General features: G+C 35.4%; 14 protein-coding genes and 1 other RNA gene. 11 read left to right on the plus strand and 4 right to left on the minus strand.

Going from position 1 to position 15,357, the window contains the following annotated elements; genetic code table 11:
- Positions 1 to 114 precede the first annotated feature (114 nt).
- A complete protein-coding gene (locus PYW36_RS06230; protein ID WP_103159452.1) occupies positions 115 to 2,304 on the minus strand; it encodes a transglycosylase domain-containing protein in 2,190 nt (729 codons plus the stop codon).
- Entirely contained in the window at positions 2,301 to 2,927 is a 627-nt protein-coding gene (gene recU / locus PYW36_RS06235) for a Holliday junction resolvase RecU (protein ID WP_103159451.1), read from the minus strand. The genes PYW36_RS06230 and recU overlap by 4 nt, the downstream gene beginning before the upstream one ends.
- Before the next feature lie 514 nt (positions 2,928 to 3,441).
- Here recU and PYW36_RS06240 point away from each other — a divergent pair.
- The 8 genes from PYW36_RS06240 to PYW36_RS06275 all read left to right on the plus strand — a co-directional run bounded on the left by PYW36_RS06240 (position 3,442) and on the right by PYW36_RS06275 (position 11,891).
- A complete protein-coding gene (locus PYW36_RS06240) occupies positions 3,442 to 3,774 on the plus strand; it encodes a DUF1798 family protein (RefSeq protein WP_037573709.1) in 333 nt (110 codons plus the stop codon).
- The gene (locus PYW36_RS06245; RefSeq protein ID WP_037573706.1) at positions 3,767 to 4,324 is read left to right on the plus strand and encodes an SLOG family protein; all 558 of its coding nucleotides are present in this window, start codon (positions 3,767 to 3,769) and stop codon (positions 4,322 to 4,324) included. Before PYW36_RS06240 ends, PYW36_RS06245 begins: the two co-directional genes overlap by 8 nt.
- Positions 4,325 to 4,345: 21 nt before the next feature.
- A complete protein-coding gene (gene gpsB, locus PYW36_RS06250) occupies positions 4,346 to 4,681 on the plus strand; it encodes a cell division regulator GpsB (RefSeq protein ID WP_037573703.1) in 336 nt (111 codons plus the stop codon).
- Between the two features lie 42 nt (positions 4,682 to 4,723).
- Positions 4,724 to 5,105, plus strand: an RNA gene (gene rnpB / locus PYW36_RS06255) — RNase P RNA component class B.
- A 197-nt stretch (positions 5,106 to 5,302) separates the two neighbouring features.
- Positions 5,303 to 6,427 carry a THUMP domain-containing class I SAM-dependent RNA methyltransferase gene (locus PYW36_RS06260; RefSeq protein ID WP_037573700.1) on the plus strand — a complete coding sequence of 375 codons (1,125 nt, stop codon included), beginning with the start codon at positions 5,303 to 5,305 and terminating at the stop codon, positions 6,425 to 6,427.
- A gap of 51 nt (positions 6,428 to 6,478) precedes the next feature.
- The gene (gene rarD, locus PYW36_RS06265; protein WP_037573697.1) at positions 6,479 to 7,393 is read left to right on the plus strand and encodes an EamA family transporter RarD; all 915 of its coding nucleotides are present in this window, start codon (positions 6,479 to 6,481) and stop codon (positions 7,391 to 7,393) included.
- A gap of 152 nt (positions 7,394 to 7,545) precedes the next feature.
- Positions 7,546 to 11,007: a dynamin family protein gene (locus PYW36_RS06270; protein ID WP_037573694.1), complete on the plus strand. Its 3,462-nt coding sequence runs from the start codon at positions 7,546 to 7,548 to the stop codon at positions 11,005 to 11,007.
- A complete protein-coding gene (locus PYW36_RS06275) occupies positions 11,004 to 11,891 on the plus strand; it encodes a 5'-3' exonuclease (protein ID WP_103159450.1) in 888 nt (295 codons plus the stop codon). The genes PYW36_RS06270 and PYW36_RS06275 overlap by 4 nt, the downstream gene beginning before the upstream one ends.
- A 28-nt stretch (positions 11,892 to 11,919) precedes the next feature.
- Here PYW36_RS06275 and PYW36_RS06280 read toward each other — a convergent pair whose 3' ends face one another.
- Together PYW36_RS06280 and PYW36_RS06285 are read right to left on the minus strand one after the other, a co-directional pair.
- Complete coding sequence (locus PYW36_RS06280) at positions 11,920 to 12,345, minus strand: ribonuclease HI family protein (RefSeq protein ID WP_103159449.1); 426 nt, start codon at positions 12,343 to 12,345, stop codon at positions 11,920 to 11,922.
- A 189-nt stretch (positions 12,346 to 12,534) separates the two neighbouring features.
- On the minus strand, positions 12,535 to 13,248 hold the full coding sequence (locus tag PYW36_RS06285; RefSeq protein ID WP_103159448.1) for a queuosine precursor transporter: 714 nt from the start codon (positions 13,246 to 13,248) through the stop codon (positions 12,535 to 12,537).
- 249 nt (positions 13,249 to 13,497) lie between these two features.
- Here PYW36_RS06285 and PYW36_RS06290 point away from each other — a divergent pair, with 249 nt between their 5' ends.
- Genes PYW36_RS06290 through brxA form a run of 3 tightly spaced genes read left to right on the plus strand, consistent with a single transcriptional unit; the run spans position 13,498 to position 15,271 of the window.
- Positions 13,498 to 13,683, plus strand: a complete 186-nt coding sequence (locus PYW36_RS06290) for a zinc-finger domain-containing protein (protein ID WP_037573683.1) — start codon at positions 13,498 to 13,500, stop codon at positions 13,681 to 13,683.
- 10 nt (positions 13,684 to 13,693) lie between these two features.
- A complete protein-coding gene (locus PYW36_RS06295) occupies positions 13,694 to 14,812 on the plus strand; it encodes a virulence factor (RefSeq protein WP_037573680.1) in 1,119 nt (372 codons plus the stop codon).
- 18 nt (positions 14,813 to 14,830) lie between these two features.
- A complete protein-coding gene (gene brxA / locus PYW36_RS06300; protein WP_037573677.1) occupies positions 14,831 to 15,271 on the plus strand; it encodes a bacilliredoxin BrxA in 441 nt (146 codons plus the stop codon).
- The last annotated feature ends 86 nt before the right edge of the window (positions 15,272 to 15,357 follow it).

The following is a 15,357-nucleotide window of genomic DNA, read 5'->3' on the forward strand; positions in this document are numbered from 1 at the left end:
TATTAATAACAATTAAAGCAATTACACTGCCTCTCTAGGTACGTGAATTTTATCTGTTAATGTTCATATAAAAAAAACACCCTGACGCAATTTTGCGTCAGGGTGTTTTTTTGATTAGAAGCCGAAGAAGTTTCTAATGAAACCAGTTGGGCCGGCTGTATTTGTTTGTTGCGAAGCGCTATTATTTGTTGTGCCACTTGAGCTTGTTGTACCGCCACCAGCATTAGTACCGCCACTACTTTCAGTGAAGTTACTAGTTGTATTGTTATCTGGCGAATTTGCGACATATAAGCTCTTGTCGCTTCCACCAACAGAATCAGGACGTTGGAAATCTTCATTGTATCCTGGTGGGTGGATGCTTGACATGACCTCTCTAAATAACTCTTGAGGAAATTTTTGCTCACTGCTACCGACAAATGAGTTTGTACCATAAGGTTTTACTTGGTTAAAGCCCATCCAAACTGACATTGTATATTTCGGTGAGTAACCTGCAATCCAAACATCTTTGGCAGCTGAGTCAGGTAAGTTATATTGTTGGTAAATTTCTGAACCATAAGTACCTGTACCTGTTTTAGCTGCAACATTAAATCCTGGATTATTACCATAAGCCGATCCATAAGGTTTAAATGTTCCTTTAAGAATATCTGTAATCATATAAGCTGTGTAATCTTGCATTGCTTTGTGACTTGTATGATCAAATTCAATTGTATTACCGTTGCCTTCTTCTACACGCTTAATAGCATGTGCTTTATTATATTCTCCACCATTTGCAAACGATGCATAGGCCGATGCAAGCTGAGTAGGGGAGAATTCTGAAGAAGAGCCACCTAGTACTTCAGAAGGTCCAATATTTGTATTTTCGTATTCAAGACCAACTTTTTTAGCAAAATCAGTCGGTGCATCACTACCTGCTTGTTCTTTAACTTGTTGCCAAGTTTTTAGGGCAGGAATGTTGAAACTTTGACGCAGTGCATCATACATTGCGACTGTACCATGACTCTTTTGGTCATAGTTTCTAAATGTACCACCATCAACATTGTAAGCTGCTTCATCTTGTAATGCATGATTCGTTGCCCATTGAAGATTTTCAATCGCTGGCGCATAAGCTAAGAATGGTTTTAATGTTGAACCTGTTGGATGTAAATCCGTTGCTTGGTTACGTTCAACGACATCTTCATAATTTCTACCACCAGAAATTGCTGCTAGGCCACCCGTTTTACTATCTACAATTGTTGCACCTACTTGTTGGTCTTCATTTTTATAAAACCCACCATTATTGACACGATCTTGTAGCGTATCTTGGGCGTTTTTATCCATGTTCGTGTAAATCTTAATACCGCTATTTAAGAGGTCTGAAAGATTTTCATTTTTAAACTCTGGATTTGCCATCAATTCTTGTTTTACGAAGTTAACATACGAATCATATTGTTTTGTTGAATCATCAGGTTTTACTTCACGTTCACTCGCTGAACGTTGAACTAAGTTTTCGGTAATCGGTGTATTTTGAGCTTCTTCTTTTTGTTTTTCCGTTATACGGTTATGATAAGCCATCAAGTATAATACCGTATCTTTACGTTGCTCAGCTTGTTCAGGATGATCATAAATGTTATAAGTGTTTGGAACTTGAGGTAATCCCGCAAGATAAGCAGACTCTGCTAGATTCAAGTCTTTAATATCTTTATTAAAGTAGTACTTAGCTGCTGCTTTAATCCCATATACGCCATCTGAATAATAAATTTTATTCAAGTACATTTGGAATATTTCATCTTTTGAATATTCTTGTTCTAAGCGATAGGATAAATAAGCTTCTTGCGCTTTACGCTCGATAGATTTTTGATCGGTTAGGAACGTACGTTTAACAACTTGTTGTGTTAACGTGGATGCCCCTTGCGCACCAAATCCACCAGTGAAGTTTTTCAAAACAGCCCCAAATAAACGTTTATAATCTAGCGCACCGTGATCATAAAAACGATTGTCCTCAGTCGCCAAAACGGCATCTTTCATTTGTTGAGGTACATCTTTTAAATCCACATGTTCACGCCGTGCACCATTATCAAGCTTTTTCACTAATTGTCCGTCTTTATCGTAAATTTCAGCAGGAGCAGGATCTTGAAGTTTTGCTTCGTTAAAAGCAGGTGCTTTCCATGCATAATAGGCAAATAGCAAAATGCCAAGTAAACCTAAGATTACTCCAGCAAGTACGATAAAACTTAGCACTTTAATAATCGTACGCTTGATGTTCTTATTCTTTTTTTGACCGGACTTCTGAGATGAACTGTTAGAAGTCCTTTTCTTTTCCGTCATACGCGGTCCTCACTTTCATCTAATATCAACTTATCAACGGCATCGAGGTAATTTAATCTAGGTTGATATTGATAAGGAATATAGTAACTATTTTCTTGAATTTCATCAACCGAAATTGATTTTTTTCCACCTTGTTGACATCTATTCCAGAATGGCAAAAAGTGTTTAAATGGTAATAGGTATACCTCATCTAACATTTTAAAACGAATAATAAAAAAAACAATAGCACCTTGCAATAAAACTTGTTCCATATGTTTGACTTGATGTGCGTGTATGTTTTGTAAAGGAAATGAGGTTTTGTTTTTCGTTTCTTTCGCTTCAAAATCGATATACAACCCATTGTAGATACCATTATAATCGGTTGTCGAAGGCGTTCTGAAATAAGCCTCTTTAATCACAGCCTGACTTCGTTTCGGATAATCAACATGAACTACTTGTATAGGCGTCGGTTTCTTATGAATGACCGCCCGCTGATTTCTTAAATAAAATTGATTGCTGCGTTCGATGTCATTTTCTAATGACATCCCACGACCGCCGTAGTCAATATTACTATGTTTTTGATTGTAATTAATTCCGCCCTTAGTCTGATTTGGCTTAAAAGGCTTACCGTTAGGATAATTCATCACGACACCTAAATTCTAAAAAATTTACTAGGTTTATAAATAAACCTTATTCCTTTTGGATGCTATTTGAAGTGGACACTTTATCGCTTTATCAATAAACCTCTGACTTCGCTTAGAATTGGACGTTAAAATCAATTCATTTTTAAAATAATTAGGTTTATGATACTCAAGTAAGTAGAGAAGCATATGTCACACTTAGGAAAATAGACAAAGGGTTTTATGAAACTTAGAACAAGTTTCATAAACTGCTATTATTGTATCATAAATGCTATTAATGCGTTACCCATATTGAATGTTGAAAAATGGATAAAAACATTGAAAAGCGTATACTGCTACGCATTCATCATAGAGGAGGAAACCTTATCTTTGTGATGATAAAAAAATGAGTACTTTTTCTAATACAACTGATAAAATATTGGGTGAATTTAGTGATATTCACATTGCTATACTATAACTGTATTTTTGAAGCGAGATTATTTTTAGAAGATATTAACTTTTAAAGAGGAGGGATCACATGCCAAACTCACTTTTAGATCTCAATGAACAAATTTTTCATCGTTTCAACTTGGCAAAAGAAGGGCGAGTTTTTGATTTTCACGATGAAATTGAACCTTTTGTTCATCATGTAGATGAGATGATCCTTTATTTACATGACAAACAATCTCAAATTTGTGCACTCCCTTATTTTAATGACCACAAATTACAACAATTAATTAAACTCATAGAAGAAGTTTCAGTTGAATGCCACTATCTGTCTACAAGCAAAAAATTATTTCTTGAAAAAATGAAAGTCATTCATCACGATTTAACATACATTCAACAAAAGGGTGGACTTCCCCATGTATAAAACAATGTATATTACAGGGTATAAATCCTATGAACTTAATATTTTTAAAGAAGACGTAAAGGAAGTCACTTATCTAAAAAAATTCATCACAAATAAACTTATCAGTTATATCGAAGAAGGGTTAGAGTGGGTGTTAGTCCAAGGTCAATTGGGTATTGAATTATGGGCTGCAGAGTGTGTGATTGAACTAAAATCAAGTTATCCAAATTTAAAACTTGGCGTGATAACGCCTTTTGAAAATCATACTGAAAGATGGAATGAATTAAACCAACTTCGTTATCAAAAAATGGTCAGTGCCGCTGATTACGTCAACAGCGTATACAACAGACCTTACGAAGGACCCCATCAATTTCAAGCTGCGGATCAATTTATGTTAGATCATACCGATTTAACTGTTTTAATCTATGACGAAGAACAGGAGGCGAGCCCTAAGTTTTTCAAACATAAGTTAGTTGATTTTACAGAAAAAACAAACTATACTTGTGATATTGTGACGTTTGACGAAATTACAAGCTTTATCAATGATTTACAATGGACTGAAGAAAATTGAATCTAATGAGGTGGAGAAATCATGTCAGATGTTTCTTTAAAGCTATCTGCGAAAGATATTTATGAAAAAGATTTTGAAAAGACGATGGTGCGTGGGTATCGTCCTGAAGAGGTTGATGCATTTTTAGACGATATTATCGCGGATTATCAAAAAATGGCTGATTTAAACAGCGAAGTTATTAAGTTATCAGAACAAAATAACAAATTAAAAAAAGAAATTGAAGATTTACGGATTCGTGTGGCATCTGGTCGTTCACATGATAACAAAAGCTTTGCAAGTCAAAGTTCAAACCAAAACAGTAACGTAGATATTTTAAAACGTATTTCTAACCTTGAAAAAGCAGTATTTGGCAAATAACAATTGCATTTACAAAACAAAATGATATAATTTTTTGAGTGATATTTTGCGTAATCGCTATAGATAATATAGAGGAAAGTCCATGCTCACACAATCTGAGATGATTGTAGTGTTCGTGCTTGATGAAACCATAAGTCAAGGCAATAGTAATATTGACGGCAATGACCTAACCTAAGTCGTAAGATAAGGTTACAATAGTTTGAAAGTGCCACAGTGACGTAGCTTCTGTTAGAAATAACGAAGGTGGAACGCGGTAAACCCCTCGAGTGAGCAATCCAAATTTGGTAGGAGCACTTGTCTAGCGGAAATGAACGCATAGATGAGAAAAGGTGAAATACACTTTTTAGACAGATGATTACGACCGGCGTACCAGTGTAACTAGTGCACACGATGAGTACAATGGCACAGAACATGGCTTATAGAAATATCACAACTAGTCAGGGGCTGGGACAATTCTTGTTCCAGCCCCATCATTTTTGTGCCATACTTAATAGGAGTAGACACAAATCATTATTAATATAAAATTTCATTTTCCGCTTCTATAGAAAATGATATCTATCATGCTTTACTTCGCCATCAACAATTTAACTGATATTAAAAGCAATTATGAGGAGGTTCAATATGTACCAATTATTAGCAGTCTGTCCTATGGGATTAGAAGGGATTGTTGCAAAAGAAATCCAAGAACTAGGTTATGATACGAGAACAGAAAATGGGCGGATTTATTTCGAAGGGGATGAAAGTGCGATTGTGAAAGCCAACTTATGGCTAAGAACGGCAGACCGTGTCAAAATCGTTGTTGGTCAATTCGAAGCCTATACGTTCGATGAATTATTTGAAAAAACGAAAGCACTTCCGTGGGAAACATTAATTAGTGAGGATGGTAAATTCCCGGTACAAGGGCGGAGTTTAAAATCAAAATTATTTAGCGTCCCGGATGTCCAAGCGATTACTAAAAAAGCCATCGTTGAACGATTAAAAAAAGCCTATCATGTTCCAGGCTGGCTAGAAGAATCCGGCGCCACTTATCCTATCGAAGTCAATATTTTAAAAGATCAAGTTTTACTCACAATTGATACCTCAGGTTCGGGCTTAAACAAACGCGGTTATCGTTTGAAACAAGGCGAAGCACCTATTAAAGAAACATTAGCAGCAGCACTTGTTAAACTTGCAAATTGGACAGGCGATACACCTTTAATTGATCCATTTTGCGGTTCAGGGACTATCGCAATAGAAGCTTGTATGATTGCTCAAAATATCGCCCCAGGATTTAATCGTAGTTTCGTTTCGGAATCATGGGAGTTTATGCCTGATGATTTATACGATACTTTAAGAGCTGAAGCTGATGAAGCCGCAAACTACGATAAAGAAATTGAAATTTATGCTTCAGACATAGATGCCAACATGGTGGAGATCGCTAAAGCCAACGCAGATGAGGTAGGGATGGGGGACATTATTCAATTTAGTGTTAAAGATGTGAATACTTTGACGCTCTCTCATGAAGGGCCTATCGGAATTATTGGCAACCCACCTTATGGAGAACGTATTGGAGATCGTGATGAGGTAGAAGAAATGTACAAATATCTAGGTACTTTATTGCATAAACATCCACAACTCTCATTATATATTATGACGAGTCATAAAGAATTTGAATATCTCGTAAACCGGAAAGCGACAAAACGTCGTAAACTTTTTAACGGTTATATTGAGACAACTTATTATCAATATTGGGCCCCAAAAAATTAAGTTCAGTTTCACACGTCATATAAATATTATTTGAAAGGGCGGTTACTGCTTATGCAAGAAACAAACTTTAAAAAGGGGATTTTATTTGCGTTTTCAGCCTATTTCATGTGGGGAATTTTGCCTCTCTACTGGGCGCTCATTAAAGGCATTGATGCGACAGAAACGCTCATGTTTAGAATCATTCTTTCACTTGTTTTTATGATGATATTATTGCCCTTAATGAAAAAATGGTCTGTATTTAAGAGTGATTTACAGCAACTTGTATCTTCTCCTAAAAAACTATGGATAATTATTATTGCTGGTTATGTGGTGACTTTAAACTGGGGGACGTTTATTTATGCGATAGAAGCAGGGTATGTGTTACAAACGAGCTTAGGTTATTATATCAATCCTCTCATTAGTATTTTACTCGCCATGATCTTCTTTAAGGAACGATTTAACCCCTTAGAGTGGGTAGCTATCCTTTTAGCAGCCATAGGTGTGTTGTATATGACTTTAAAAATAGGAGAATTTCCTTTTGTTTCATTATTACTCGCGTTTTCATTCGGGATTTACGGACTTTTGAAAAAACTCGTGCCTCTTAATGCGATGAGTAGTATTGCGATTGAAACCATTGTCACAGCGCCTATGGCCATTTTATATTTCATCTTTATGTTAACGCAACATAGCTTAAGCATTGGCTTTAACTGGTCATCATTTTGGTTACTTTTCTCAGGCATCGTGACTGCTGTTCCTTTGTTAGCATTTTCTGCTGGGGCCGTTCGTATTCCTCTATCACTCATAGGTTTTATTCAATACATAGGACCCACTTTAATTTTTTTATTAGGGATTTTTATTTTCAAAGAACCTTTTAATACAGACCAATTCATTACTTTTAGCTTTATTTGGTTAGGAATATTGGTTTATATCATTTCTCAAATTATAAAAATAAAGAGACGTCCAAAACCCTTAAAATATCAAGAATAGTGACGTTTCTGATGACGGGACGGCAGTAAGATGTGCCACCCCGTTTTTTTAATTTTTGAGCGTTATTTTTATTGCGTAAGGGAGTTTTTGTTTTTACTTTGTCGGACTTATATTACAATAATATAGAACCATTCAAACAAGGGGAGTCAATCATGCATAATCAAGCACAATTGGATATTCTATATAAACTTAAAAAAGAGGTAGAAAAATCAGACCATGCCTCCTTCGTACATACCATTAATCAAATGATTAAAAAGGTCTATTTAGAACATTATACGATGACATTTGTAGGGCATTTTTCTGCTGGAAAGTCTACTGTGATAAATCGTTTAATCGGTCAAGATATTTTACCAAGTTCTCCCGTACCTACAACAAGTAATACTGCCCTGGTCACGGTTTCTGACGATACAGGTATTACAGCCAATATCGAAGGACAAAAGTATACGCATCTTGAAACCTACGATGAAGTTAAACAGATGAACCAAGAAAATTATCATGTCGAATCGATTGATATTCGTTTTAAGTCTAACGATTATCGTAAAGGGTTTACTTTTCAAGATACTCCAGGTGTAGATTCTAATGTGCAATCTCATAGTATGAGTACAGAAAGCTTTTTATATACGAGTAATATCGTTTTTTATACAGTGGACTACAATCACGTACAATCAGCGTTGAATTTTCAGTTTATGAAACGTCTCAATCATGCAAATATTCCTGTCGTTTTTGTAGTGAATCAAATAGATAAGCATCAAGAGTCTGAAATTACGTTTGAAACGTTTAAGTCCCGCGTTGAAAAATCTATTTCAGAATGGGATATCAACCTTGTCGACACCTTTTACATTACTAAATATGAGCACCCAGAAAATCAGTTCGATGCTTTAAAAGCTTTTATCCATCATCAAGATATGCATCGTGAACCGATTGAAAATTATGTCAGTCGGATGACGCAGTATATCACTGAAACTCAAGCAGCGTATTTAGAACAGCAAATGGAGGACTGTCTCGAACGTTTAGAGGTTGAAGCGGCATCATTTGACACTGCTTATGAAACATACTTGCAAAATGAATCAGTAAACCAAGAATCTCAACTTCTAAGTCACCCTGAAGAACTCAAATCAGATTTATCAACGAAGCGAAAAAATATTATTGATAACGCTTATGTCATGACGCACGATACACGAGAACATATCCGAGATTATTTGGAAAGTATGACCAAAGATTTCAAAGTGGGCGGCTTTTTTCAAAAGCAGAAAAAAATCGACGAAGCCCGTGCCGCACGTCTTCATGCTTTAATGAGTGTCTTACAAACTAAAGTGACTCAAGAAATCGCTAAACCTATGCGAGAAGATATGTCCTATTTAACGCGTTTTATCACAAATGAAGAATTAAATAAACGGATTGTCAATCAAGACTTCCAACTTTCTGAAACAATAGTGACAGATCTTTATCAAGAACAAATACAGATTACTAACCAATACGTGCTTACCTTTGCTGATGATTTATTAAAACGTATACGGCAGTACATCCTTCAATCTTCTGAACCACTTGATCAAGAGATTGTCGCTTCTGTTGAAGTTCCTGAGTCGTCACACACAGCGTTGCCTGAACGTACGGATTATGAGACGTATATCAAGTTACGAGATTTAAAACATTCTTTAGATACAAAAAATTATCGACATTATTATATTCATATTGACGATTCCTTAGATAAACTCATTGACAGAACGCGGATTGAATACACACCTAATCAAAGTGAAACACCTCAGAACAACAAGCAGCTGGAAGCTTCAACAGTCACAACTTCAACGACGTCACGAACGCAAAAGTTTGAAACCGCTCTAAGTGTACTTGAAGATGTGCCTTTATTCCAATCAACCCTTCAAAATATTCGTCGTACATTAGATCGAATGGACCATCAAATCATCAAAATTGGGGTGTTTGGTACATTTAGTGCCGGTAAGAGTAGTCTCATTAATGCATTACTTGGAGGACCGTATTTAGTGAGTTCTCCTAATCCAACGACAGCTGCAACAACAGAGATTTCTTACGGGAATAAGAATACCATTACCTTTAAAACGAAAGAAGCCCTTTTAGAAGAGATTAACCATGTGACAGAACTTGTGGGTTTTCAATTTGATTCTATGAGTTCCTTTTTAGAAGCAGACAAGCAGAAACTTAAAGCCCAAATAGATAAAAATCGTTTAGCGTTTATTCAAGCAGTTGAAAATAACTACGCTTTATATGAATCCTTAACACAACATAGCTATACGATGGAAATTGCTAAAGAAGAGATTAAAAAATGGAGTGCCGAAGATCAATTTGCAACTTTTGTAAATACTGTGCATATTCAGTTACCGTTAGCGTGGCTTAAAGATAAAATTATTGTCGATTCCCTTGGATTACATTCCAATAATCAGCGTCATACTAATGAAACTGAAAAAATATTAACAACGTCAGATTTAATTCTATACGTGAGCTACTTCAATCATTCCTTCACAGACAATGATAAAGCTTTCATACAACATATGAAGGACATGAATCAACTTATGGAAAATCAATCCTTCAAAATGATCGTTAACGCCACTGATTTAGCAGAAAATGAAGCGGATAAAAAAGCAGTACTTGATTATGTGACGCATGCCTTGAACGACGTAGGAATGACGCCAGAAATTTTTGGCGTTTCAAGTCGAAATGCATTATTAGACGGGGATGAAGGCGTTGAGTTATTGAAGAAATCCATCCAACAGTTTAGTGAAGTCGAGTCCAAATCCGTATTAGCATCTAATATCGAACGTCAATTCTATTACATGTATCAGTCTTTCATGACGACAATTCATGACTTTGAAAGCAATGCTTCACGTATTGAAAAACAACATCAACAGTTAAAAGCGCTTTCTACACCTCACGTTTTTGAAGAGAAAGTGATCACCACGACGTCTCAAAAAACTCATAATGAAATCGAAGACCAAATGTACCATTTAGAGCAACGTTTGAATATACAATTGTTGGATGATGTTAAATCTGTATTTAATGGTCATATGACGAACACGGATGATTTTAAAAAAGAAAAAGTCACTGCTTCAAAAATATATTTAGATCAAATTCAACAAAAACTGTATTTGGAACAAACATTACTTGTTGAACGCATAAAAAAATTCTATACGGAGCAATTGAACCACCAACTTGTTCCAACTTTAAAGACACTTCAAGAACATCATGTTCTGATTCAAGATGAGGCATCATTTCAACTTGATCAACTTGAAACAGCCTTTCTTAAAATAGACTTGGAGTCTTTTGTCAACGCTTTACCTAAGCAGTTAACTAAAAAAAGAATTATCCAAATACAATCACAAAAAGAAATTCAAGAGGCAATAAAGGATCAGACGATAGAACAATTGCAACAGCCATTAAACGCTTTAAATACAGCGTTAATGGGATTAATTGAAACATTAAATACACAAGCTAACAACTATATCGCCCATCTTGAAGAATTAGCACAAAAAGAAATTCAAGAAGTTTTATCATTCAAAATTGATAATGCTCTAGTACAACAATTAAAAGTTACTACTCCTAAATTAAAGACCATTTTAGAAATCGAGGAAGACACTTTATGAACAAAAAAATCTTATTAATTGATGGCATGGCACTTTTATTCAGACATTTTTACGCCACAAGTGTGCACAAACAGTATATGAGAAATTCTGAAGGAACACCTACAAATGGGACACAAGGATTTGTACGCCATGTTTATACAGCGATTCAATTAGCACAACCTACACATATCGCAATTTGTTGGGATATGGGGAAATCTACGTTCCGCAATGAACTTTTTGAGGATTATAAAAACAATCGTCCGGAGCCTCCAGAGGAACTTAAACCTCAATTCGATCATGTTAAACAAATTTCAGAAGCACTCGAATTCCACAATATTGGCATTTTGAATTTTGAAGCAGATGATGTCATGGGAACAATGGCTCGTCATTATACGCAAGAAGACGACGCAAAAGTTATTATCATTACAGGTGATCGAGATTTACTTCAATGTGTTTCAGACCAAGTTGAAGTATGGTTGATTAAGAAAGGCTTTACAGAGTACCTCAAATACACGCATGATGTATTTTACAATCAATATCAACTTCAACCCCATCAACTTGTAGACATCAAAGCGTTTATGGGAGATACAGCAGATGGCTACCCAGGGGTAAAAGGCATAGGGGAGAAAACAGCCATTAAATTAATTCAACAGTATGGTTCAGTCGAGCATGTTCTCGAAAATCTATCAGAACTGACACCGGGCCAACAAAAGAAAATTTCTAGTCATATCGAGGATTTAAAACTTTCTAAACAATTGGCCAGAATTGAAGTGAATGTTCCTCTCGATTATGATGAACTTGAACAACATACCCGTTATCATCATGACATTGAAAAAGCGTTACAAATTTGCGCGGCACATGAACTGAAAGTTTCTTACAAATATATAAAATCTTTATATCAATAAAACAACGTTTCACATGAACTTGCCTAATTCATGTGAAACGTTTCTTCTTTTGGATTTTATTTTGTTTTGAATATTGATGTAATTTTGTTTGAGCAAGCATATTAGCTTCTTTATTTTGCTCCCTTGGGACCCATTTTACAAAGCATAGCTCAAATTGTTGAGATATTTCGAGATATTGGTTTAAGTAGTTTTTATATTTTATATTTTTTACAAATTTACGTTGTACCGCATCTTCTATGAGTTTTGAGTCTGTATAAATTAATGCATTCGTTATATTCAGACGAGCCGCTTGGTTTAATGCGACCAATAGGGCTTCCCATTCTGCCTCATGATTTTCTTTTTCGCCAATCACATCGGAATACTGAAATCTTTGCTGTTCGTCAACGATGACTACGCCATATGTACTCATCCCTGGATTTCCTTTTGTCGCAGCATCAAAATAAATTTTGGCCATTTTAAACACCTCTTTGTTATTATAACATGTGATTAAAAATAGCCATTAACATTTATCGGCAAATCAATGTTAATGGCTTTCTAATTTAAAGTGTACGTTATGTCTCAATCTTAATCTACAAAAAAGTTAGCGTGATACTCCATAATTTAATTTATAATATATTAAATTCAAACATATCTTCTTCTGAAATTATCGAGTGTCTTCTTGTAGTATTGATTTAATTTTGCCTTTTCTATAAAGATGTTTTGCCCAATATCCAAAAGGGACATTAAAAATCGTAGAGATTAATTTTAGTACATACGTCGTTACAAAAATTTCAAATACGACATCATTAGGTAAGGGACCCCCAAAAAATGCAATCATCACAAACAGACCTGTATCAATAATCGAACTTAACATTGTGCTCCCATAGGCACGAATGAAAAACGTTTTATCAGAACTGAAAATCCGCTTTATACAGCTAAAAATAAATACGTCTACATATTGACCGATAATATAGGCGATGATAGAGGCTAGCGCAATTCTTGGGACTAAACCAAAAATTGTATCTAAAGCGTGTTGTGAGATATCCGCTTCACTCGGTTGGAATGTTAAAGAAATCTGCATCAAAATGATCATCACTATTGTTGAGAAGAAGCCCATCCATACAGCCCGTTTCGCTATTTTGCGTCCATAAATATCATTTAAGATATCGGTCGCTAAATAAATAGATGCAAACATAACATTTCCTAATGTAGCTGAAATGGACAATAAATCGACTGTTTTTAAAACTTGAATATTCGCAATAATGGTACCAATCGCTACCCAGACTATTAATCCTTGAGGGCCAAATACCCGAAACATTAAGACCATAAGTAAAAAAGTTGTTAAAAATGCGATAAGGCCTAACCATTCGTTAAACATTTCCTACCTCCTAAATTTTGATAAAGCGGGTGTTTAGAAACCGCTTTTTAGATTTTGAATGTCGCTATGTGTGACATGTCAACTTATTTATATTAAGGAAAAATCGTCAAAATTTCAATAGTGTTTGACGTAAATCATAGGTTTATATATGAAAAAGACGTTCTTAAAACCTTTGACTTCATAGAATTGAAATTACATGTTAGGATAATGTTTATTGTATTGCGCTATATTTTTAAAGGAGCGGTGGGTGTGATTACGGAATCCAAAAAAAGAGCCATTTCACAGATTGATCAACTGATGAATCAATATTGTGAGCATTGTATGATTAAAACGCATATTCGTAAATCTCAAAATAAGACCCAAGCACATCATTTCTGTATTAGTGAATGTTCTGTTGGCAAACAAATACAACAATTAGGGAACGAATTACAATAGGAGGCGTATCATGGAAATTGTTAAAGTAGAACCAACACCAAGTCCGAATACAATGAAAATTGTTTTATCGCAAAAACGTGAAGATCAAAAATCTAAAACATATACAGAGGTAAAAGAGGGCCAACCTGCATTTATAAATCAAATTTTAGAAATTGATGAGGTTAAATCAGTTTTTCATGTTCTAGATTTTATTGCTGTTGATAAAATGCCTAAAGCAGATTGGGAAAAAATTTTGCCAAAAGTCACTGAAGTCATTAACGGTGAAAATTCAGAGACATCTACAACACCTGAACCTGATATTCATTTTGGTGAAATTAAAGTAGAATTACTCAAATTTAAAAATATTCCTTATCAAATCAAATTGACCTCAGGACAACAAGAATTACGGCAACAGCTCCCTGATAACTTTATTCAAGCGATGAATACAGCCCAAAAACCAGAGGATAATGTTGTATTTTTGCGTAAATGGGACGCACTCGGAATTCGTTACGGAAACATGGAAGAGGTTATGAAAGAAGTTGAATCAGAAGTTCTCGCTTTATACCCAGATGATGTTTTAGATGAATATGTAAAAGCTGCACAAGCAACAGAAACATTCGTACCTCAAAAAGAATATAAACATGTTACACTAGAGACGTATCAACATACTACAGACTGGAAATCACGGTTACGTATGTTGAAATCATTTCCTACACCTACTCAGGAAGACTATCCACTATTACAAGCGGCATTACACGAAGAAAAGGTACCTTTGAGACGTGAAGCTGTTGTTTTATTAAGTATGATAGAAGATAAAAATACGCTACCTTATCTCTATGAAGGTTTAAATGATAAAAGTCCGGCAGTAAGACGAACTGCAGGAGATGGTCTTAGTGATTTAGGTTTTAAAGAGGCTTTACCTGAGATGGAAAAAGCACTCTCCGATTCACAAAAGATTGTACGTTGGCGTGCTGCGATGTTTATTTTCGATGAAGGTGGCGTTGAACAATTACCAAGTTTAAAAGCACATCAAAATGATGAAGCCTACGAGGTAAAGCTCCAAATTGAAATGGCTATTGCAAGAATCGAGAATGGTGAGGAAGCACTCGGAAGTGTGTGGAAACAAATTGCTAATCGCAATAATAAATAAATTGGGAGATGTTATTTTATGAATGCTTATGATGCATATATGAAAGAACTTGCGACACAAATGCGCTCAGAATTAACAGATAATGGGTTTAAAAGTCTTGAATCCGATCAAGCCGTGGAGGACTATATGAACACTGTCAATGAAGATGAAACGACATTCGTTGTCATTAATTCTACATGTGGCTGTGCTGCTGGTCTTGCTCGCCCTGCGGCTGTTGCCGTTGCGGAACAAAACGAGAAAAAGCCTACGCACAAAGTCACTGTATTTGCAGGCCAAGACAAAGAAGCGACAGCTAAGATGCGTGACTATATTCAACAAGTCCCTTCTAGCCCATCATATGCCTTATTTAAAGGCAACCAATTAGTCCATTTTATCCCTCGTGAACATATCGAAGGCAGAGATATCAATGACATTGCCATGGATATCAAAGATGCGTTTGATACGCATTGTGATGCTTAAGCGCAGATAGCTATTAAAAAAGCACACAAGACACAAAATTGAGTACTTAGATGTGTGCTCAATCAAAATTTCATTGGTTTTACTCT

This window comes from Staphylococcus chromogenes (assembly GCF_029024625.1).
Taxonomy (GTDB): domain Bacteria; phylum Bacillota; class Bacilli; order Staphylococcales; family Staphylococcaceae; genus Staphylococcus; species Staphylococcus chromogenes.